Origin of the sequence: Actinomadura vinacea, from assembly GCF_039532545.1 — a bacterium.
GTDB lineage: Bacteria > Actinomycetota > Actinomycetes > Streptosporangiales > Streptosporangiaceae > Spirillospora > Spirillospora vinacea.
Genome location: NZ_BAAARW010000011.1, coordinates 633458 through 653984, shown reverse-complemented (window position 1 = coordinate 653984; position 20527 = coordinate 633458). Strand labels below are relative to the sequence as shown.

Annotated in this window: 16 protein-coding genes; 8 read left to right on the top strand and 8 right to left on the bottom strand. The window is 74.4% G+C overall.

Going from position 1 to position 20527, the window contains the following annotated elements; translation table 11 throughout:
• Positions 1–14 precede the first annotated feature (14 nt).
• Positions 15–989 (top strand): phosphotriesterase family protein, encoded by a 975-nt coding sequence (locus ABD340_RS14665; RefSeq protein ID WP_344589482.1) that lies wholly within the window; start codon positions 15–17, stop codon positions 987–989.
• Here the strand turns inward: ABD340_RS14665 and ABD340_RS14660 are convergent.
• Genes ABD340_RS14660 through ABD340_RS14645 form a run of 4 tightly spaced genes read right to left on the bottom strand, consistent with a single transcriptional unit; the run spans position 986 to position 4774 of the window.
• A complete protein-coding gene (locus tag ABD340_RS14660) occupies positions 986–1792 on the bottom strand; it encodes an SDR family NAD(P)-dependent oxidoreductase (protein ID WP_344589481.1) in 807 nt (268 codons plus the stop codon). The genes ABD340_RS14665 and ABD340_RS14660 overlap by 4 nt on opposite strands.
• A complete protein-coding gene (locus ABD340_RS14655; RefSeq protein WP_344589480.1) occupies positions 1789–3018 on the bottom strand; it encodes a cytochrome P450 in 1230 nt (409 codons plus the stop codon). Before ABD340_RS14655 ends, ABD340_RS14660 begins: the two co-directional genes overlap by 4 nt.
• Positions 3015–3980: a phosphotriesterase family protein gene (locus ABD340_RS14650; RefSeq protein WP_344589479.1), complete on the bottom strand. Its 966-nt coding sequence runs from the start codon at positions 3978–3980 to the stop codon at positions 3015–3017. The genes ABD340_RS14655 and ABD340_RS14650 overlap by 4 nt, the downstream gene beginning before the upstream one ends.
• Positions 3977–4774 (bottom strand): phytanoyl-CoA dioxygenase family protein, encoded by a 798-nt coding sequence (locus tag ABD340_RS14645; RefSeq protein ID WP_344589478.1) that lies wholly within the window; start codon positions 4772–4774, stop codon positions 3977–3979. The genes ABD340_RS14650 and ABD340_RS14645 overlap by 4 nt, the downstream gene beginning before the upstream one ends.
• Positions 4775–4896: 122 nt before the next feature.
• On the opposite strand from ABD340_RS14645, the gene ABD340_RS14640 reads away from it, so the two are divergent.
• Both ABD340_RS14640 and ABD340_RS14635 read left to right on the top strand, forming a co-directional pair.
• Positions 4897–7182, top strand: a complete 2286-nt coding sequence (locus ABD340_RS14640; RefSeq protein WP_344589477.1) for an FdhF/YdeP family oxidoreductase — start codon at positions 4897–4899, stop codon at positions 7180–7182.
• Between the two features lie 40 nt (positions 7183–7222).
• Positions 7223–7918: a DUF1707 SHOCT-like domain-containing protein gene (locus tag ABD340_RS14635; RefSeq protein WP_344589476.1), complete on the top strand. Its 696-nt coding sequence runs from the start codon at positions 7223–7225 to the stop codon at positions 7916–7918.
• On the opposite strand, the gene ABD340_RS14630 is transcribed toward ABD340_RS14635, so the two are convergent.
• The 3 genes from ABD340_RS14630 to ABD340_RS14620 form a co-directional block, all read right to left on the bottom strand.
• Positions 7915–8682, bottom strand: coding sequence for a hypothetical protein (locus tag ABD340_RS14630; RefSeq protein WP_344589475.1), 768 nt, complete (start codon positions 8680–8682; stop codon positions 7915–7917). The two genes, ABD340_RS14635 and ABD340_RS14630, sit on opposite strands and share 4 nt — an antisense overlap.
• 63 nt (positions 8683–8745) lie before the next feature.
• Entirely contained in the window at positions 8746–10167 is a 1422-nt protein-coding gene (locus tag ABD340_RS14625) for an amidase (RefSeq protein WP_344589474.1), read from the bottom strand.
• A gap of 44 nt (positions 10168–10211) precedes the next feature.
• Entirely contained in the window at positions 10212–11225 is a 1014-nt protein-coding gene (locus tag ABD340_RS14620) for a D-2-hydroxyacid dehydrogenase (RefSeq protein ID WP_344589473.1), read from the bottom strand.
• A gap of 273 nt (positions 11226–11498) precedes the next feature.
• On the opposite strand from ABD340_RS14620, the gene ABD340_RS14615 reads away from it, so the two are divergent.
• From ABD340_RS14615 to ABD340_RS14595, 5 genes are all read left to right on the top strand, one after another.
• Positions 11499–11990, top strand: coding sequence for a DUF3830 family protein (locus ABD340_RS14615; protein WP_344589621.1), 492 nt, complete (start codon positions 11499–11501; stop codon positions 11988–11990).
• A gap of 12 nt (positions 11991–12002) precedes the next feature.
• A complete protein-coding gene (locus ABD340_RS14610) occupies positions 12003–12764 on the top strand; it encodes a maleate cis-trans isomerase family protein (RefSeq protein WP_344589472.1) in 762 nt (253 codons plus the stop codon).
• A gap of 199 nt (positions 12765–12963) precedes the next feature.
• Positions 12964–13776 (top strand): maleate cis-trans isomerase family protein, encoded by an 813-nt coding sequence (locus tag ABD340_RS14605; RefSeq protein WP_344589471.1) that lies wholly within the window; start codon positions 12964–12966, stop codon positions 13774–13776.
• Positions 13777–13792: 16 nt separating this feature from the next.
• Entirely contained in the window at positions 13793–14449 is a 657-nt protein-coding gene (locus ABD340_RS14600; RefSeq protein ID WP_344589470.1) for a GntR family transcriptional regulator, read from the top strand.
• 140 nt (positions 14450–14589) lie between these two features.
• A complete protein-coding gene (locus ABD340_RS14595) occupies positions 14590–15837 on the top strand; it encodes an aspartate aminotransferase family protein (RefSeq protein WP_344589469.1) in 1248 nt (415 codons plus the stop codon).
• A gap of 41 nt (positions 15838–15878) precedes the next feature.
• Here the strand turns inward: ABD340_RS14595 and ABD340_RS14590 are convergent, their stop codons facing one another.
• Positions 15879–20489: an HAD-IC family P-type ATPase gene (locus tag ABD340_RS14590; RefSeq protein ID WP_344589468.1), complete on the bottom strand. Its 4611-nt coding sequence runs from the start codon at positions 20487–20489 to the stop codon at positions 15879–15881.
• Positions 20490–20527: the final 38 nt, after the last annotated feature.

Sequence of the window (20527 nt, the reverse complement as noted above, 5' to 3'; positions counted from 1 at the left end):
AGGAGGCCCACCCGATGCCCTCAGTCGAGACCGCCCGCGGGCCTGTCGACGTCGCCGCCCTCGGCCGGACGCTCATGCACGAGCACGTCTTCGTGCTGTCCCCCGAGCACGTCGACAACTACGGCGCCGGCGCCTGGTGGAACGAGGAGGAGCGGGTCGCCGACGCGGTCGGGAAGCTGGCGGCGCTGGTCGAGCGGGGCGTCACCGCCATCGCCGACCCGACCGTCTGGGGGCTGGGCCGCTACATCCCGCGGATCCGGCGGATCGCCGAGCTGGTCCCCGACCTCCACATCATCGTCGCCACCGGGCTCTACACCTACAACGAGCTGCCGTTCCAGCTGCAGCACCGCGGCCCCGGCACGCTGCTCGGCGGGCCCGACCCGTTGGTGGGCGACTTCGTCCGCGATCTGACCTCGGGGATCGGCGACACCGGCGTGCGGGCCGCCTTCCTCAAGTGCGCCGTGGACGCCCCCGGCCTGGTCCCCGGCGTGGAGCGGGTGCTGCGCGCCGTCGCCGCCGCGCACCGCGAGACCGGCGCGCCGATCACCGTCCACACCGAGGCCACGACCCGGTCGGGACGGCCCGTCGTCGAGCTGCTCGGGAAGGAGGGCGTGGACCTGGGCAAGGTCGTCATCGGCCACGCCGGGGACAGCAACGACCTGGACTACCTCAAGGAGCTGGCCGACACCGGCGCGATCCTGGGCATGGACCGCTTCGGCCTGGACCCCTACAACTCCACCGCCGAGCGCGTCGGCACCGTGGCCGCCCTCTGCGCGCAGGGCTACGCGGACCGAATGGTCCTCAGCCACGATGCCAGCTGCTACATCGACTGGTTCGGCCCCGACCCCGAGAGCCTGCGCGGCATGGCCCCGAACTGGCACTTCCGCCACATCAGCGACGACGTCCTCCCGGCGCTGCGCGCGCTGGGCGTCCCCGAGGCCCAGCTCGACCAGATGCTCGTCGAGAACCCCGGACGCTACTTCTCCTAGCGCGCGGGCCGGCGGGTGGCGGCCTGGCGGATGGCGTGTTCGGGGCGGTGCGCGGTCGTGCCGCCGTCGACGACGATGGTCTGGCCGGTGATGCAGCGGGCCTCCGCGGAGGCCAGGAACGCGACCAGGGCGGCGACGTCCTCGGGCTCGCAGGCGTCGGGGAGGAGCCGCTCGGCGGCCTTCTCGGCCAGGCGGTCCGGGGTCATCGCGCGCCGGGCGGCCGCGGTGAGGACGAGGGCGGGCGCGACGGCGTTGCAGCGGATCCCGCGCGCGCCGTACATCGTGGCGACGTAGCGGGTGAACGAGATGAGCGCCGCCTTGGCCGCCCCGTAGGCGGCGTGGTCGGTGTCGCCGACGAGGGCCGAGACCGAGGTGGTGTTGACGACGGACGCGCCCGCGCCCATGTGCGGGATCGCGTACTTGACGCACAGCATCGCGCCGCGCAGGTCGACGGCCATGGTGCGGTCCCAGACCTCGACGTCCATCTCGGTCAGGTCGAGGTCGCGGCCGTAGACGTCGCGGGACAGGACGGCGGCGTTGTTGTGCAGGACGTCCAGGCGGCCGTGCGCCGAGACGGCCGCGCCGACCATGGCGCGGACCTCGTCCTCGGCGCTGACGTCGACGGTGGCGGCGCGGGCGGTGCCGCCGTCCTTGACGATGAGCGCGGCGGTCTCCGCGGCGGTGTCGGGGTCGATGTCGGTGGCGGTGACGGCGGCGCCCTCGGCGGCCAGGCGGCGGGCGCAGGCGCGGCCGATGCCGGAGCCGGCTCCGGTGACCAGGGCGGCCCGGCCGGCGAACCTCATCGTTCGTCCCATTCGACGGGCAGGGTCTGCAGCCCGCGGCCGACCATGCTCTTGCGGTAGGCGGGCGCGGCGCCGGGCGCCGGCCGGAGGGAGGGCAGGCGGGTGGTGAGCCGCTCGAAGGCGATCTCCATCTTGAGGCGGCTCAGCGCGGCGCCGACGCAGTGGTGGACGCCGTAGCCGAAGACCATGTGGTCGCGGGCGTTGGGACGGCGGATGTCGAAGCGCTCGGGGTCGGCGAAGACGGTCTCGTCGTGCCCGGCGGAGTCGGCGTGCAGGAGGAGCTGGGTCCCGGCCGGGATCGCGGTGCCGTGCAGGGTCACCTCGCGGGTGGTGGTGCGGAAGCTGCCGAGGCTGGCGCCGTCGATGCGCAGGCTCTCCTCGATCATGCCGGGGATCAGCGACCGGTCGGCGACGATCTCCGCCCAGACGTGCCGCTCGCGCAGCAGCCGGTGGACGGCGTTGGACAGCCCGTTGGGGACGGTGTCGTTGCCGCCGAGCAGCAGCGCGCTGATCGTCTCGACCACCTCGCGGTGCGACAGGTCGGTGCCGATCAGCTCGGCCATGAGGGAGGCGAAGTCCTCGCGCGGCTCGGCGCGGCGCTCGGTGACCAGGCGGTCGACGTAGTCGAGGTACTTGAGGAAGTCCTGGGCCAGTTCGCGCTGGCGCTCGGGCGGCTGCGGCGACAGGAACAGCTGGAACCAGGACGTCACCCAGTGCTTGACGCGTTCCTCGTCCTCCGGGGGAACCCCGATGAAGACGGCGGCGAGGCGGGCGGAGGGCAGGTGGGCGATCTCGGCGGTGAAGTCGGCCCGGCCCTCGGGGACGACCGCGTCCAGGACGGCGTCGACCTTGGCGCGGAACTCGTCGCCGAGGCGGGCGACGGCGCGGGGCGTGAACGCGCGGGAGATGGCCCGCCGCATCCGGGTGTGCTTGGGCGGGTCGACGTTGGCGGCGAAGTCGTCCAGGAAGGAGCGGTGCTCGCCCAGGGTCTCCTTGACCTCGTCGGTGAGGGTGCGGGAGATGGTGAGGGAGCCGACGCTGGAGTAGGTCTCGTGGTCCCGGTAGGCGGCGCGGACGTCGTGGTAGCGGGTGAGCACCCACATGCCGAGGTGGTCGCTCCAGAAGACCGGGCGGTCGTGGCGGAGGCGCCGCAGGAACGGGTAGGGGTTCGCGACGTGCCAGTCGGAGGTGACGTCGAAATCCGTAGCTGTTTCGGGGCTGGTCAAGGACGGCCTCCAGAGAGGATCTCGCGGGGGTTGGCGACGAGCATCCGGTGGATCTGCTCCTCGGTCACGCCCGCGGCGCGCAGGGCGGGCAGCACGTCCCGGGAGATGTGCAGCAGGTGGTAGTTCGGGTGCCGCCGCTTGACGACCTCCGGGTCGAAGCGGTCGTTGAAGCAGTACGAGTCGTGCGAGAGGACCATCCGGCCCGCGTGGCCCCGCTCGCACATGGCGGCGACGGTGGCGACGCGGTCCTCGAACGAGGTGAACTCGATGCCGAAGCGGTCCATGCCGATGTAGGAGCCGCCCGCGACGAGCTCCTCGAGGTAGGCCAGGTCGGTGGAGTCGCCGGCGTGCCCGATGACGACGCGGGACAGGTCGACGTCCTCCTCGGCGAGGAGCTTCTGCTGGTCGAGGCCGTTGCGGGTGGCGGACTCGCTGTGCGTGGTGATCGGCACGCCGGTCTCGCGGTGCGCCCGCGCGACGGCGCGGATGACCCGTTCGACGCCCGGGGTGATGCCCTGGCGGCCGGTGGCGCACTTGAGCATGCCCGCCTTGACGCCCGTGCGGCCGATGCCCTCGGTGATGTCGCGGACGAAGAACTCGGCGAGCCGGTCCGGGCCGCCGAACAGCGTTCCGGGGCCGCGGTTGCCGAAGTACGGCGGGAGCGCGTCGTAGGTGTAGAGGCCGGTGGCGGCGACGATGTCGACCGTCGTGAGCTCGGCGACGCGCTGGACGGCCGGGACGTACCGGCCCAGCCCGATCACGGTGAGGTCGACGATGGTGTCGATCCCGGCGGCCTTGAGGTCGTCCAGCTTGGCGGCGGCCTCGCGGGCGCGCTCCTCCGGGTCCCAGCCTTCGGGGATGTCGGGCCAGTTCCACAGGATCTCCGGGCTGAGGCCGAAGACGTGCTCGTGCATGAGCGTGGCGCCGGGGTCGGCGACGGGCCCGCGGAAGGTCTCGATCATGAGGTCGGCACCACCGGGAACATCGGATGGTCGAACGGCTCGTTGACCGTCAGCCCGAGGCCGTCGGTCTGCCCGTAGGGCGCGCCGGTGTAGAGGGCGGCGGCGTCGAAGTAGGTCGCGGTGAACGACAGCCGGGGCCGGTCGCGGCCGTTGGCGGGGGCACCGTGGACGACCAGGCTGCTGTGCACGGTGGCGTCGCCCGCCGCGAGGTCGAGCGGCTCGGACAGTTCCAGGTCCGCCAGCCAGGGGTGCTGGCTGAGCGCGTCGTCGCCCGCGCGGACGAAGCTGCGGCCGAGCGGCCCGTGCAGGTGGGAGCGTTCGTAGAAGCGCAGCGCGCCCATGTCGGCGGGCACCTCGTCGAGGGCGAGCCAGACGGTCAGCATCGCCGACCGGTCCATCGGCATCCAGGGGAAGTCCTGGTGGAAGACGGTGGCGCCGTGCCCGTCCCGGCCCGCGGGTTCCTTGATCAGGAGGTTGGTGACCTGGAGGCGCACCGCCTGGACGCCGCCCAGCAGCCGGGTGACGTTGCGGGCCAGCGCCGGGGCCGTGGCCAGGGCGCCGAAGGACTCCTCGTGCCGGGCGATGTCGCGGTCCTGGCCGAACGCCTGGTCGACGAAGTTGTTGCGGAACGCGCCGTGCCGGGCCGCGAGCCGTTCGAGGGCGCGCTCGCGCAGCCCGGCGACGAAGCCCGCGTCGACCAGCCCGGGGAGCCTGGCCCAGCCGCGTTCGCGGAAGTGGGTTATCTCCGCGCCGGTCACCTCGCGTACGGGAGCCTGCAGAACCGGTACACCCATGGACGGACGGTAACGCCATCCGGGCATGTCGAGCAAGCGCTTGGTATCGCTCGTCGAGGTGCCGGGCACCCGCTCCGGGATGCGACAGTGGGGGACGAACTCGAGCGCGGAGGTTGGGTGAGATGAGCCGGAAGGCCCCACGCGAGGACGTCGACGACAGCGGCCTCGAGGTGACGAAGCCGAAGGACTGGGCGGCCGGAGTCCCCGGCGTCACGGCGGCGCTGCGGCAGTCCTACGACCAGATGGGCGCCGCCCGCACCGCGCTGGCGCTGGCGCGGGTCAACCAGAAGCAGGGCTTCGACTGCCCCGGCTGCGCCTGGCCGGAGGGCGACAAGCGGCACCTCGCCGAGTTCTGCGAGAACGGCGCCAAGGCCGTCGCCGAGGAGGCCACCACCCGGCGGATCACCCGGGAGTTCTTCGCCCGCCACCCGGTCGCCGAGCTGGCGGAGCGCAGCGACCACTGGCTGGGGCAGCAGGGCCGGCTGACCGAGCCGATGATCAAGCGCGCCGGGTCCGGGCACTACGAGCCGGTCTCCTGGGACGAGGCGCTCGGCCTGCTCGCCACCGAGCTGAACGCCCTCGGCTCCCCCGACGAGGCGCTCTTCTACACCTCCGGCCGCACCAGCAACGAGGCCGCGTTCGCCTACCAGCTCTTCGTGCGCTCGTTCGGCACCAACAACCTGCCCGACTGCAGCAACATGTGCCACGAGTCGTCCGGCTCGGCGCTCAACGAGACGATCGGGATCGGCAAGGGCTCGGTGCTCCTGGACGACCTCCCCCAGGCCGACCTGATCTTCGTCGTCGGGCAGAACCCCGGCACCAACCACCCCCGCATGCTGTCGGCGCTGGAGGAGGCCAAGAAGGCCGGGGCGCGGATCGTGGCGGTCAACCCGCTGCCGGAGGCGGGGCTGATGCGGTTCAAGAACCCGCAGCGCCCGTCCGGCGTCGCGGGCCGCGGCACCCCGCTCGCCGACCGGTTCCTGCAGATCCGGCTGAACGGCGACCTGGCCCTCTTCCAGGCCCTCAACCGGCTGCTCGTGGAGAAGGACGCGGTCGACCACGCCTTCCTCGACGAGCACACCGCGGGCTACGAGGCGTTCGAGCGGCACCTGACGGCCCTCGACTGGGAGGACGTCCTGGAGGCCACCGGGCTGACCAGGGCCGACATCGACGCCGTGCTCGGCGACGTGCTGGACGCCGAGCGGATCGTGGTGTGCTGGGCGATGGGCCTCACCCAGCACCGCAACGCCGTCCCGACCATCCGCGAGGTCGTCAACTTCCTGCTGCTGCGCGGCAACATCGGCCGTCCCGGCGCGGGCGTGTGCCCCGTCCGCGGGCACTCCAACGTGCAGGGCGACCGGACGATGGGCATCTTCGAGCGCCCGGCCGCCGCGTTCCTGGACGCCCTGGCCGCCGAGTTCTCCTTCGACCCGCCGCGCGAGCACGGCCTCGACACCGTCGGCGCGATCCGCGCGATGCGCGACGGCGAGGCGAAGGTGTTCCTCGGCATGGGCGGCAACTTCGTCCGGGCCACGCCCGACTCGGCCGTGACCGAGGCGGCGATGCGGAGCTGCCGGCTGACCGCGCACGTGTCGACGAAGCTGAACCGCTCGCACGCGGTGACCGGCGAGCAGGCGCTGATCCTGCCGGCGCTGGGCCGCACCGAACGCGACGAGCAGGCCGCCGGGCCGCAGTTCGTGTCGGTCGAGGACTCGATGGGCATGGTGCACGCCTCGCGCGGACGGCTCGCCCCGGCCTCGCCCGAGCTGCTGTCGGAGGTGTCGATCGTCTGCCGCCTCGCCCGTGCGACGCTGCCCGGCTCGGGCGTCGACTGGGCCGCGATGGAGCGCGACTACGACGTGATCCGCGACCACGTGTCCCGGGTGGTGCCCGGCTTCGAGCGCTACAACGAGCGGATCCGCGAGCCCGCCGGGTTCACGCTGCCGCACGCGCCGCGCGACGAGCGCCGCTTCCCCACCGCGACCGGCAAGGCCAACCTGACCGTGAACGGGCTGGAGGTGCTGCGGGTCCCCGAGGGGCGGCTGCTGCTCCAGACCGTCCGCAGCCACGACCAGTACAACACCACCGTCTACGGCATGGACGACCGGTACCGGGGCGTCAAGGCCGGCCGCCGCGTCGTCTTCGTCAACCCCGGCGACCTCGGCGCGCTGGGCCTGGCCGACGGCGCCACGGTCGACCTGGTGTCGGAGTGGTCCGACGGCGTCGAGCGCCGCGCGCCCGCCTTCCGGGTCGTGGCCTACCCTACGGCGCGGGGCTGCGCCGCGGCCTACTTCCCCGAGACCAACGTGCTGGTCCCCCTCGACAGCACGGCCGACATCAGCAACACCCCGACCTCCAAGTCGATCGTCGTCCGGCTCGAACCGGCCGAGATCGGGATCGGCGCCTGACCGCTCGTCCGCGGGGCGCGCGCTGCTCTAGGCTCGGTCCATGACAGCGTCCCAGCCACCGGATCTGCCCGGCCGCGCGGACTCCTCCCCGAGCCCGCCGGAACTGCGGGCGTCCGACGCCGACCGCGACCGGGTCGCGGACGTGCTGCGCGATGCCGCGGGCGAGGGCAGGCTGACCCTGGAGGAGCTCGACGAGCGGCTGAGCGCGGTGTACTCGGCCAAGACCTACGCCGAGCTGGAGCCGATCACCCGCGACCTGCCGCTGCCCGCGGACCCCGCTCCCGCGCCGGCCCCCGCGTACCGGGCGGCCGGGTCCGCCGCCGAGGCGCCGAGCTGGAAGACCGGCGTGGCGATCATGGCCGAGTTCCAGCGCAAGGGCCTGTGGACGGTCCCGGAGACCTTCACCGCGTTCGCGTTCTGGGGCGGCGGCAAGATCGACCTGCGGGAGGCCCGGTTCGCCTCCGGCGAGGTGCGGATCCGGGTCTTCGCGATCATGGGCGGGATCGAAGTGATCGCGCCCGACGACCTGACCGTGCACGTCACCGGCATCGGCGTCATGGGCGGCTTCAACCACCGTGCCAGCGGCCCCGGCGTGCCCGGGTCGCCCCGCGTCACCGTCTCCGGCCTGTCCTTCTGGGGCGGGGTCAACGTCAAGCGCAAGGCCCGCCGCGAGGAGAAGAGGCTGCGCAAGGAGCAGCGCAGGCGCGGCGAACTCGATCAGGGCGAGTCCGGCTAGGGGGCCGGGGCGAGCTTGCTGCCGGGATAGGGGCTGAGCAGGGTCTCCCGCCACGGCCCGTCCAGGAACCGGCGGGCCTGCTTGCGCCAGCCCACCAGGCGGTGGTCCGGCTCGGCCTCGTCGTCCAGGCCGAGCGCCGCGTCCCGTGCGCGCTGGAGACCCAGGTGCGCGTCGATGTCGGTGCCCCACAGGGTGACGGCCTCGGTGTCGCAGAACTGGACCTCGTACGAGCCGACCAGGCGGTGGCCGTGGTCGGCCAGGATCGGCGCGCGCTCCTCCCGGACGGCGTCCAGGTAGTCCAGCGCCGCCCCCGGGCGCACCTGTGCGCTCTCGAAGAGGTAGAGCGGCGCGGCGTACCCCTCGGCGAGCAGGTCGGCAACGGCGGGCGAGCCCGGCGCGGCGCCGAGCGGGCGGGAGAACGCGCCGTGCCGCAGATCGTCGATGTCGGACAGGAAGAGGTTCTTCTGCACGTCGTCGTAGATCTCCAGCATCTGCCGCCAGCCGCCGTCCCAGCCGCCGTGGCAGTCCCAGAGCGTCACCACCTTGAACTGCGGGTGGCCGGTGATACCGACCGCGTAGAACGCGCCGACCAGGTCGATCTCCCGGGAGCGGATCGACATGCCCGCGGTGAGCCCGTGCGCGCCGGCCTCCAGCCGGTCGTCCTCGCGCTTGTACTCGGTGAGCCAGCGCAGGTACTCCAGAGGCCTGCGCGAGTTCATCGGGTGGAACTCGACCTCTTCGAGCAGGTAGATACCGCGGCGCATGAAGCCTCCCAGACCCGACCCAAGCAGTTGCTTGGTCGGGACCCTAGCCGCCGCGCCCCTCCGTCACAAGAGCGGCGGGCGGCGGTCCCGCCACGGGTGGGCCCGCTCGTACGCCAGGCAGGCGTTCAGCACCAGCGCGTCGGCGTGCCGCGGCCCGACCACCTGCAGCCCGACCGGCAGCCCCTCGGCGGTGAAACCGCAGGGCACGCTGGCCGCCGGCTGCTGGGTCATGTTGAACGGGTAGGTGAACGGCGTCCAGCCCGTCCAGCGGCTCTTCCCGGCGCCGGCCCCGGCGGCCGGCGCCACCCGCTCGGCGTCGAACGCCGCGATCGGCATGGTCGGCGTGAGCAGCAGGTCGTACCGCTCGTGGAAGCGGCCCATGATCCGGCCCAGCTCCATCCGCCGCGCGGTCGCGTCGAGGTAGTCGCTCGCCGAGTAGCCGGCGCCGATGTCGCACACCTCGCGCAGGCCCGGGTCGAGCGCGGCGCGCTCCGCCTCGGTCAGATGCTGGACCACCTTCGCCGCGCCCGCGAACCACAGCACCTCGAACTCCGCGACCGGATCGGCGAAGCCGGGATCGACCCGCTCGACCTTGGCGCCCAGCGCGGCGAACGCCTCGACCGCCGCCTCCACCGGAGCGGCGACCTCGGGATCGACCGACGCGAACCCCAGCGTCGGGCTATAGCCGACGACCAGGCCGTCCAGGCCGCCGGTGAGGGGCGAGAACGGCGCGTGCGGCGGCGCCAGGGCCGACCAGTCGCGGCTGTCGAACCCGCAGATGACGTCCATCAGCAGCGCCGCGTCCTCGACCGTCCGGGTCATCGGGCCGACGTGCGCCAGCGTGCCGAACGGGCTGGCCGGGAAGTGCGGCACCCGGCCGTAGGTGGGCTTGAGCGCGAAGGTCCCGGTGAAGGAGGCCGGGATCCGCACCGACCCGCCGCCGTCGGTGCCCAGCGCCAGCGGCGCCATCCCGGCCGCCACGGCCGCCGCCGCGCCGCCGCTGGAGCCGCCCGGCGTGCGGGACGGGTCCCACGGGTTGCGGGTGATCCCGGTGAGCGGGGAGTCGGTCACGCCCTTCCACGCGAACTCCGGCGTGGTGGTCTTGCCGGCCGGGACCGCGCCGTGCTCGTACAGCCGGGCGACCGAGGGCGCGTCGTCGGGCCACGCCTGCTCGGGACTTATCGAACGGGATCCGCGCAGCGTCGGCCGGTCCCGGGTGAGCAGCACGTCCTTGATCGACACGGGCACCCCGTCGAGCAGCCCGGCCGGCTCGCCGCGCCGCCACCGCTCCGCCGACGCCCGCGCCGCCCCCAGCGTCCATTCGGGGTCGACCAGGCAGAACGCGTTCAGCTCCGGATCGACCCGCGCGATCCGGGCCAGCACGGCCTCGGCGGCCTCGACCGGGGACAGCGCCCCGGTGCGGTAGGCGGCCAGCAGCTCGGTCGCGGTCAGCTCCGCCGGGTCCGCGGACTCGGTGCCGGTCATCGATTCCCCCAGGGGTCGCAGCGGTGGAAAGGTGAGACGGGAGGTCAGGACGACGCGGCCGGGGCGCCCGAGCCGACGTAGCCCAGGCGCTTGTCGACGACGTTGCGCAGCGGCCGGCCGTCGACGCGCCGGTCGAGGTTGTCGGCGAAGAGGCGGACCAGCTCCTCGCGCCAGCCGACGATGTCGCCCGACATGTGCGGGGAGACGATCACGTTGGGCAGGTCCCAGAGCGGGGACGGGGACGGCAGCGGCTCGTCCACGAAGACGTCCAGCGCGGCGCCCGCGATCTCACCCGTGCGCAGCGCCGCGACCAGGTCGTCCTCCACCACCAGCGGGCCCCGGCCGATGTTGATCAACCGGGCGGACGGGCGCATCCGGGCCAGCGCGGCCCGGTCGATCATGCCCCGGGTGCGGTCGGTGAGCGGCGCGGCCAGCACCACGTAGTCGGCCTCGGCCACCGCTTCGTGCAGCCGGTCGTCGGGCAGCACCTCGCCGAGGTCGGGATCGCCCGACCGGGCGGTGCGGCCCACCCCGCTCACCCGCAGGCCCGCCGCCGCCAGCGCGCGGCCGATGGCGCGGCCGATCGGGCCGGTGCCGACCACCACCGCGCGGCGGTCCGCGATCGGCTCGGTCTCGCGGTGCCGCCACTCCCCCTCGGCCTGGAGCCGCAGCGTGGTGTGCAGGTCCTTGGCGAAGCAGAGCACCAGGCCGAGCACGTATTCTGCGATGGGGCGGTCGAACACCCCGCGCGAGTTGGTGACGATGGTGTCACCCTCGACCAGGGCGGGGAACAGCAGCCGATCGACCCCCGCGCTGGCGATGTGGACCCAGGGCGGGGCGTCCGCGGCGGCCGCCGGCCAGGCGTCGGCGACCGCCTCGGTCAGGAAGTCGTAGACGAACAGCACGTCGGCGCCCGGCAGCGCGTCCGCGAGCTCCGCCTCGCGCACGTAGAGGACGTTGGCGGCGCGCTCGACCGGGGCCATGCCCGGCGGCGGGACGTTCCCCTGGAGCACCACGACCCGTGGCGGCCCGGAGGCTAGTGGCTGGGTGGGCTCCATCGGCTCACTCTCTGGGGTCGATCAATTAACCAGAACGCAACAGGTGGAAGGCATTGACACGCTAGGAAGCGTTCGTAGGATTGTCAACAATCAGCGTGGGGCATCAAGACACCGGGTGGACCCACCCGGTCCCGCGCTGATCGTGCTGCAAGACCGTCGCAACCGTTCCACAGGCCAGGGCGGATCCCAAGGCGCTCTAATCAGAAGAGTCCTCTCGGGTGAGCGACGGCGTCGCCCACCCCTGTGCCCGGGGAGGCCGGCATGCCCAAGCTCATGACCATCACGCTCGAGCACCGCGGTGTCTCCTGCGTCGCCGAGTTGCTCGAGAAAGACGCCCCCAGGACGTGCGAGGCGGTCTGGCAGTCGCTCAGCGAGGGCCCCCTCGGGGGCGAGGCCTACCACGCCAAGTACGCCCGCAACGAGGTCTACACGATGGTCGAGCAGTTCGCCGCCGAAGAGGTGGGCCTGGAGAACCCGACCGTGACACCGATCCCGGGCGACGTGGTCTACTTCTCCTTCCCCGGCGGCATGCTCGATCGCGCCTTCAAGGAAGAGAAGGGCATCCACGGCCTGCCCGGCGTGATCGACCTGGCCATCTTCTACGGCCGCAACAACCTGCTGCTCAACGGCGACGTGGGCTGGGTGCCCGGCAACGTCTACGCCACCATCGTCGACGGGCTCGACCGCATGGCCGAGGCCTGCAACGACGTGTGGCGCTCGGGCGGCGTCGGCGAACGCCTGGTATACGCCCGGCACGGTGGCTGAGCGGCGGCGGGGATGACATTCGACCCCCAGCTCATCGTCGGGCCCGAACTGACCGCGCAGACCGGCATCGGCGTGGTGGCCCCGTTCGACTTCGCGCTCGACCGGGAGCTGTGGCGCTGGACGCCCGACGAGGTGTCGCTGTTCATGACCCGGCTGCCGTACGTCCCGGTGCCGGTCACGGTGGAGATGGCCTCCGCCCTGTCGGACCACTCGATCGTCCGCCAGGCCACCCGCGACGTGCTGGCGCCCGAGCCGCTGGCGGTCGCCTACGCCTGCACGTCCGGCAGCTTCATCCGGGGCGCGGAGGGCGAGCGCGAGCTGACCCAGACGATGCTGGGCGCCGGCGCACCGGCCGCCACGACCAGTTCGGGCGCCTTGGTGGAGGCGCTGCAGACGCTGGAGATGAACCGGATCGCGGTGGTGACGCCGTACATCGACAGCGTCACCGACCGGCTGGTGTCCTTCCTGGGCTCGCACGGCGTCGGCGTGGTGTCGTCGGTCGGGATGGGCCTGCTCAACCACATCTGGAAGGTCGGCTACGGCGAGGTCGTCACCGCGGTCTCGGCGGTCGACCGGCCGGAGGCCGAGGCGGTCTTCATCAGCTGCACCAACGTGCCGACCTACGACATCATCGCGCCGCTGGAGCGGATGATCGGCAAGCCGGTGCTCACCGCCAACCAGGTGACGATGTGGTCGGCGCTGCGCGCGATGGGCTGCCAGGCGGCCGGCGACGGGCAGTGGCTGGTGCAGAGCACCCGCGCCACCGCCGCCTGACCCGGCACCTGAGACGGCCCCTGGCACGGTGGCCGGGCCGTCCCCTCAGCGCGTCGCGGGGAGGGGGCGGCGCGGCCGGTGCCCGCACCGTCCAGGCCGGTGGTGGCCACGACCAGGACTCATTCGTGCGGGCAAAAGATCAGAAATGTTAGGATTGTCAACAATCTGAATCCGCACCCGGATTCGGAGCGGAGGACGGATGGCACCGAAGGCGCCCACGATCGGATTCCTCTACCCCGGCTACTCGGCCGAGGACGACTATCCGGTCATCGAACGGATGCTCGGCGACGTGCGCCTGCCGGTCGTGCACACGCTCATGCGCGAGGACGCCCACCGCGTCGACGCCCTGCTGGACGTGGGCGGCGCCGACGTGCTGACCGACGGCGCCCGCGAGCTGGCCGGGCTGGAGGTGCGGGCCGCGGTCTGGGCCTGCACCAGCGGCAGCTTCGTCTTCGGCTGGGACGGCGCCGCCGAGCAGGTCGACGGCGTCCGGGAGGCCGCGGGCGCGCCCGCCTCGAGCACCTCCTTCGCCTTCGTCAACGCGGCCCGCCACCTCGGCCTGCGCCGGGTGGCGGTCGCGGCCACCTACCCGGCCGACGTGGCCGAGCAGTTCGTGGCCTTCCTGGGCCACGCCGGCATCGAGGTGGTCTCGCTGTCGTGCCGCGGCATCATCACCGCCGCCGAGGTCGGCACGCTGGGCCGTGACGAGGTGCTGGAGTTCGTCGCGGCCAACGACCACCCCGAGGCCGAGGCCGTGCTCGTGCCCGACACCGCGCTCCACACCGTCGCCTGGCTGGACGACCTGGAGGAACGCCTGGGCAAGCCCGTCCTCACCGCCAACCAGGTGAGCGTCTGGGAGGGCCTGCGGCTGGCGGCGGCGAGCGGCGACGGCGCCGCGGGCGCGCTGCGGCCCCGTCCGGGCCTGGGCAGGCTGTTCGCCACCGGGCTCGACCCGGCGGCCGCGTCGTCCGCCGAGCCGGCGGTGCCGGGTGCGCACCATCGCACGAGATGAGAGAGGGGCCCTGCGTATGGGCCGGTTGGGTGAGCTTGAACCCGTCCCCCGCAAGTCCACCGTCGAGATCGTCTACGACGAGCTGCGCACTGCGATCCTGTACGGCCACCTGGAGCCGGGCGAGCAGCTCGGCGAGGCGGAGCTGGCCGGCCGGCTGGGCATCAGCCGCGGCCCGCTGCGCGAGGCCATGCAGCGCCTGGTCCAGGAGGGGCTGCTGCACAGCGAGCCACATCGCGGGCTCTTCGTGATCACGTTGGACCAGGGGGATGTCGAGGACGTCTATCTGGCCCGGCTGGCCATCGAGCGCGCCGCGTGCACCCTGGTGATGGACCGCAACCGCGGCGAGGCGGTGGCGCGGCTCACCGAGGCGCTGGAGCACCTGGTGGAGGCCGCCCGGGAGCGCGACCGGGTGAAGATGAGCGACGCCGACCAGGCGTTCCACGAGGTGCTGGTGAGCGCCTCGGGCAGCCCGCGGCTGGAGCGGATGGCGCAGACGCTGCTGGTGGAGACGCGGATGTGCCTGAACGCGCTGCAGGGCACCTACCCCGAGCCGGAGGAGCTGGTCGAGGAGCACCGGCGGCTGGTCGACGCCATCTCCGACGGCGAGGAGGAACGGCTGCTGCGCCTCATCGAGGACCACATGACCGACTCCATCGACCGCCTGCGCTCCTGACCTAGTGGAGGGGCGACCCTCCACTCTTTTCAGTGTGGACCGGCCAACGGAAAAAGCGGTTGTGTGGCTGGACAAGCGCGGGCTTCGCGTGCTGCCATGACATGGATGTAGATTGTCGACAATCCTACTGGGAGGATCGGATGGCTCAGCTGTCTCCCGTGCTCAAGCAGGCCACCCCCGTGCTGGCGGAGCGCGGCGAGGGCGTGTACCTCTACGACGAGGCGGGGCGCCGCCATCTCGACTTCACCGCGGGGATCGGCGTCACCAGCACCGGGCACTGCCACCCGAAGGTCGTCGCGGCCGCCCAGGAGCAGGTCGGCACGCTCATCCACGGCCAGTACACGACCGTGATGCACAAGCCGCTGCTGCGCCTGACCGAACGGCTCGGCGAGGTGCTCCCCGAGGGCGTCGACTCGCTGTTCTACATGAACAGCGGCAGTGAGGCCGTGGAGGCGGCGGTCCGGCTGGCCCGGCATGTCACCGGCCGGCAGAACATCATCGTCTTCCAGGGCGGCTTCCACGGCCGCACCATGGGCGCCGCCGCGCTCACCACCGCGGGCACCAAGTTCCGCGCCGGGCTCGGCCCGCTGATGCCGGGCGTGGTCGTGGCGCCGTTCCCGCAGGCCTACCGGTACGGCTGGGACGAGGAGGAGGCCACCGCGTTCGCGCTGCGCGAGCTCGACTATGTCCTGGCCACCTCGGGCGCGCCGCAGGACACCGCCGCGTTCATGGTCGAGCCGGTGCTCGGCGAGGGCGGCTACATCCCGGCGCCGCCCGCGTTCCTCGAGGGGCTTCGGGAGCGCGCGGACCGGCACGGCATCCTGCTGATCGCGGACGAGGTGCAGACCGGGTTCGGCCGCACCGGCCGATTCTGGGGCCACCAGCACGCCGACGTGCGGCCCGACGTCGTCATCACCGCCAAGGGTCTGGCCAGCGGCTTCCCGCTGTCGGCGATCGCGGCGCCGGCCCGGCTCATGGAGAAGGCCTGGCCGGGCTCGCAGGGCGGCACGTACGGCGGCAACGCGGTGGCCTGCGCCGCCGCCCTGGCCACCCTCGACGTCATCCAGGAGGAGGGCCTGGTGGAGAACGCGGCCGAGATGGGCGCGCGCCTCCAGGACGGTCTCCGCAAGGTCGCCGCCGACCATCCCGGGATCGGCGACGTGCGCGGCCTGGGCCTGATGCAGGCCAGCGAGTTCACCGCGCCCGGCGGCGGGCCCGACACCGCCGCCGCGCAGCGTGCGCACAAGGCCGCCGTCGACCGCGGCCTGCTGCTGCTGACCTGCGGCGCCCACGGCAACGTGGTCCGTTTCATCCCGCCGCTGGTGGTCGACGCCGGCCAGGTGGACGACGCCCTGGCCCTCTGGCGCGAGGCCGTCGCCGCCGGCTGACCGGGCCGGACCGGGGCCCCCTCCGTTCCCCGCGCGGGAGATCAGGACGGGGGTCCCGGGATGCCGTGCCGGGCGGCGAGGGCCTTGAGGCGCGGGCCGAGCAGCGAGGTGGCGGTGGCCGCGGCGGCGGCGCCGAGGACGATCGCCCAGGCCGCCGGGCCGAGCGGGGTGCTGCCGAAGAACTCGCTGACGACCGGTGTCTCGATCACCGCGGCCAGCGCCAGCAGCGAGGCGGCGCAGGTGGCCAGGACGGCCGGGCTGCGCCACCCGGTCTGCAGCGTCTGCGCGAGCTGGGTGATGACCAGCGCGGCCAGGCCCATCGTGCCGGCCCGCCGGGACCGTCCGGTGAAGCGGCCGATCTGCCAGGCCAGCACGGCGCCGAGCGCGGTCACCACGCCGCGCGCCACGATCGCGTCGTGCATGGGGTCGCCCAGGACGCCTCGCCGGGGCGGGCGCGCGGTCGTCTCGGCACCGGCCGGATCGCCGTCGCCGTCGGGCGGGGCGAGCGCGACGGCGAGCGCGGGCATCATGTCGGTGAGCATGTTGACCAGCAGCAGCTGGCGGGTGGTGAGCGGGGCGCGGCCGCCCACCGCGGTGCCGTAGAGGGTGAAGGCCACCTCCCCGGCATTGCCGCCGACCAGGATCGACACGGCGTTGCGCACGCTCTGCCACAGCGCGCGGCCCTCCAGCAGCGCGGCGACGATGCCGGGCAGGTCGCCGCCGCGCAGGATCAGGTCCGCCGCCGACGGCGCGGCCCGCGAGTCGCCGGTGGACAGGCCGATGCCCACGTCCGCCAGCCGGATCGCGGCGGCGTCGTTGGCGCCGTCGCCGGTCATCGCCACCACCCGGCCGGCCCGCCGCAGCGCCTGCACGATGCGGACCTTGTGCTCGGGCGTGACGCGGGCGAACACCGAGGTCGCCGCGATCCGCGCGGTGCGCTCGCGGTCGCTGAGCCGGTCCAGCTCGGCGCCGGTCAGGGTGCGGTCCGGACGCGGCACGCCCAGCCGGGCGGCCACCGCCCGGGCGGTCTCGGGATGGTCGCCGGTGATCATGACCACCCGGATCCCGGCGGCGGTGAGCGTGCCGATCGCCTCGGCGGCGGCCGGACGGGGCGGATCGGCGATCCCGAGGAAGCCGATGAGCAGCAGGTCGGCGGTCTCGGCCGGCTTCTCGACCTCGTGCAGGTCGGCGGGCCTGGCCTCGGCGACCGCCAGCACCCGCAGGCCGCGGCCGGCCAGCCGGCGGACCAGCCGCTCGACCGCGGCGCGGCGCGCGGCGGTGAGCGGCACCGAGCCGACCGCAGCGCCAGGCGCGGCGCCGGCCGCGGCGCCGCGTCCCGTCGCGATCCGGTGGCAGCGCGGCAGCACGACCTCCGGGGCGCCCTTCACCGCCACGTACGGCTCACCGGCTTCGCGGCCGGTGGCGGCCGCGAAGCCGCGGCTGGGTTCGAACGGCGTCTCGTGCAGCAGCTCCCAGTCGCGGTCCCGGTCCTCGCCGAGGCGGGCCGCGGCGGCGTCCAGGACGGCCCGGTCGGTCGCGTGCGGCACGCCCCCCGCGGCCGTGCCGTCCGGGCAGGCGCGGGCGGCCGCGGTGAGGACGCGGCGGCTCACCGCGCCGCCCGCGGCGGCGTCGCGGAGCGGTCCGCTGATCGTGGTGACCCGAAGCCGGCCCTCGGTCAGCGTGCCGGTCTTGTCGAAGCACAGGACGTCGGCGCGGCCGAGCGTGCCGAGCGTCCGGGACGAGCGCACCAGCACCCCGCGGCGGGACAGCCGGCGGGCGGCGGCCAGCTGCGCGACGGTCGCCACCAGCGTGAGCCCCTCCGGCACGGCCGCCACCGCGACCGCGACGCCGGAGGAGATCGCCTGCCGGGCGGAGGCCCCGCGCAGCAGGCCGAGCGCGCTGACCACGCCGCCGCTGAGCGCGGTGACCGGCAGCGAGGTACGGGTCAGCTCGTTGAGCTGGGCCTGCACGCCGGTGGGCGCGGCGGCGCGGCCGGCCAGCGCGGAGGCTCGGCCCGCCTGCGTGGCCTCGCCGGTGGCGACCACGACCGCGTACCCGCGGCCGGTCAGCACGGTGCTCTCCTCGTACAGCATGCAGGAGCGCTCGGCCAAGTCGGCGCCCGGGACGGCGGCGACCGACTTGGACACCGGCAGCGACTCCCCGGTGAGGCTGGCCTCGTCGACCTCCAGGCCCTCGGTCTCCAGCAGGCGGGCGTCGGCGGGCACCACCTCGGAGGGGCCGACCGCGATGACGTCGCCGATCCGCAGCTCGCCGGCCGGGACGCTGTCGTGGGCGGCCCAGCCGTTCAGCCCGAACGTCCAGGCGCGCGGCCCGCCGCGGGTGCGCACCCGCCGGGCCGGGGCGCGCTGGCCGAGCAGCAGGCCGCGCAGCGCGTGCTCGGCGCGGGCCCGCTGCACACCGCTGATCAGCGCGTTCCCGGCCATCACGCCGCCGACCAGCGCGGCGTCGATGCCGGAGCCGACGACGGCGGACGCGGCGGCGCCCAGCACCAGGACGGGCGTCAGCGGGTCGCTCAACTCGTGCCGCACCGCCACCGCGACCTCGACGAGCGCCTTGACGGACCGGGCCGACCGGAGCGGGTGCGGGAGGCGGTCGGCGGGGACGGTCTCCGCGGCCGTGGCCGCGCGCAGGCGCAGCGCCTGCTCGGCGGCGTCGACCGGGTCCAGCGCGTGCCACTGGACGCGCGGCAGCGGCCGCGGCGCGGGCCGGGCCGCCAGCCGCCGGGCGGCGACCAGGCCGCCCAGCGCCGCGATCAGCGCCGCGCTGTGCACGGGGGCCAGGTTGAGCGGCGACCTGGTGCGGCGCTCGGTCAGCACCAGCAGCGCGCCCAGGGTGGAGCCGCCCACCGCGAGCCGGACGGCGCGCCGGCCGGCGTCCCGGGCGGCGCCGATGGCGACCGCGAGCCGCCAGAGCTGTTCCAGGCCGCCCGTGCAGAGCAGGTCGGCGCCCCAGCAGACCGGCGCGCCGCCGGCGGCCGTGACGCCGACGGCCACGTCGGCGGCGAGCGCGGCCTCCTGGTCGGAGGCGGTGACGACCAGCACGCCCTCGCCGTCGCGTTGCAGCGCCCGGACGTGCTCGTACAGCGGCGTGGACGGGTCCAGCGCGTCGTCGGCCAGGGGCAGCAGCTCGGCGGTGGAGACGTTCTCGGTGAGCAGGACGCGGGCGCCGCTGTCGCGCACGGCGGCCAGGACGCTCTCGGCGAGCGGGTCGAGGCGGCGGCCCACGACGACCTCCCCCAGCGCGCGGCCGTCGGGCTCCAGCACGTGCAGCCGGAGCCCCAGCGGATGCCCGGGCGCCCGGTCGGCGGCGAGGGAGGCGCGGCGCAGCCGCCGGCCGTCGGGGTCGGGCACGCCCAGCAGGTCGGGATCGAGGGTCAGCAGCCGGCTCGCGGCCCGCCACGCCTCCGGGCCGGACGCGGAGACGATCTCCGGTTCGGTGCCGCACAGCGCGGCCGAGTCGACGGCCACGGCGGTCACCCGGTCGAGCCTGCGGTAGGCGCCGCCGTCCAGCGGGAGGACCCCGCGGCGGGCCAGCTCGCGGCCGAGCATGGCGGCGAACGCCCCGCGGCCCACCCGGGCCGCCCGCGGCACCATCGCCAGCAGCAGGTCGGCGGCGGAACCGGGGCCCCGTCCCAAGGCGAGCATGCCGGCCGCGCCCGCCAGCGCCGCGATCGCGGCGCGGTCGGCGCCGGTCTCCACGGGGCCGGGCGGCAGGGGGCGGGGCCGTCCGGCGCGGCGCGCGGCTTGGTCGGGCGGCTCGGCCGTGTGCAGGTCGGCCGCCCAGCGGCGCCAGGCCGCCCGCCGGGCGTTCATCTCGGCCAGCTGGACGCCGTGGCGCAGGGCGTCCACGCTGAGCGCGGACGCCTCCTGGGTCAGCCCGTGCAGCACGGCGGTCGAGACGGCGAGCAGCAGGTCGACGGTGTGCCGGCCGAGTCGGGCCTCCAGTTCGTGCCGCAGCCGCGGGTGGTTGTCCACCCACACCAGGACGACCCGGGTCGCGCGCGGCAGCCGGGGCAGTCTGGCGGCGCGGGCGGCGACCGCCACGGCGGCCGCGGCGCAATCGGAGGCCAGCGCGATCGCCTGCGCGGTGACCGGGGCCGTGTCCCCGGGATGCCCGTCGACGGCGAAGGTCTCGTCGGAGACCCGGTGCCGGTCCTCCACTGCGGCGATGGCGGCGACGATCCCGTCCAGGGTGACGGCGTCCTCGTCGAAGGAGCAGAGGATCTCGCCGGTGACCGCGTTGACCTCGGCCCAGTCGACGCCTTCGAGTCTGCGCACCGCCTCCGCCGCCGCCTCGCGCAGGTCGGCGTGGACACGGGTGCGGGCGATGGGGCGGCCGCGCAGCTCGATATAGGCGCGCCCCTCGCGCGACCAGACCCGGCGGTGGGTGCGCGCGCCGATCAGGTCGGTGAGCTCGGTGCGCGCCGCCAGCTCGCCGAGCCGGTCCGGGACGGGCACCCGGGACAGCCCGGCGCCCGCCAGCCCGGCCGCGCGGGACGCGGCGCCGGCGGCCAGTCCGGCCGCCTCGGTGGCGGCACCGAGCGTCAGCCCGGCCACTCCCGCTGCCAGGCCGACGGTACCGGAGGCCGTGCGGGGCACCCAGCGCACCGCCGGTCGGAGCAGTCCCACCATTCGTCGGCCCGTACCCCTGGCGGTGGTGGCGACACCGC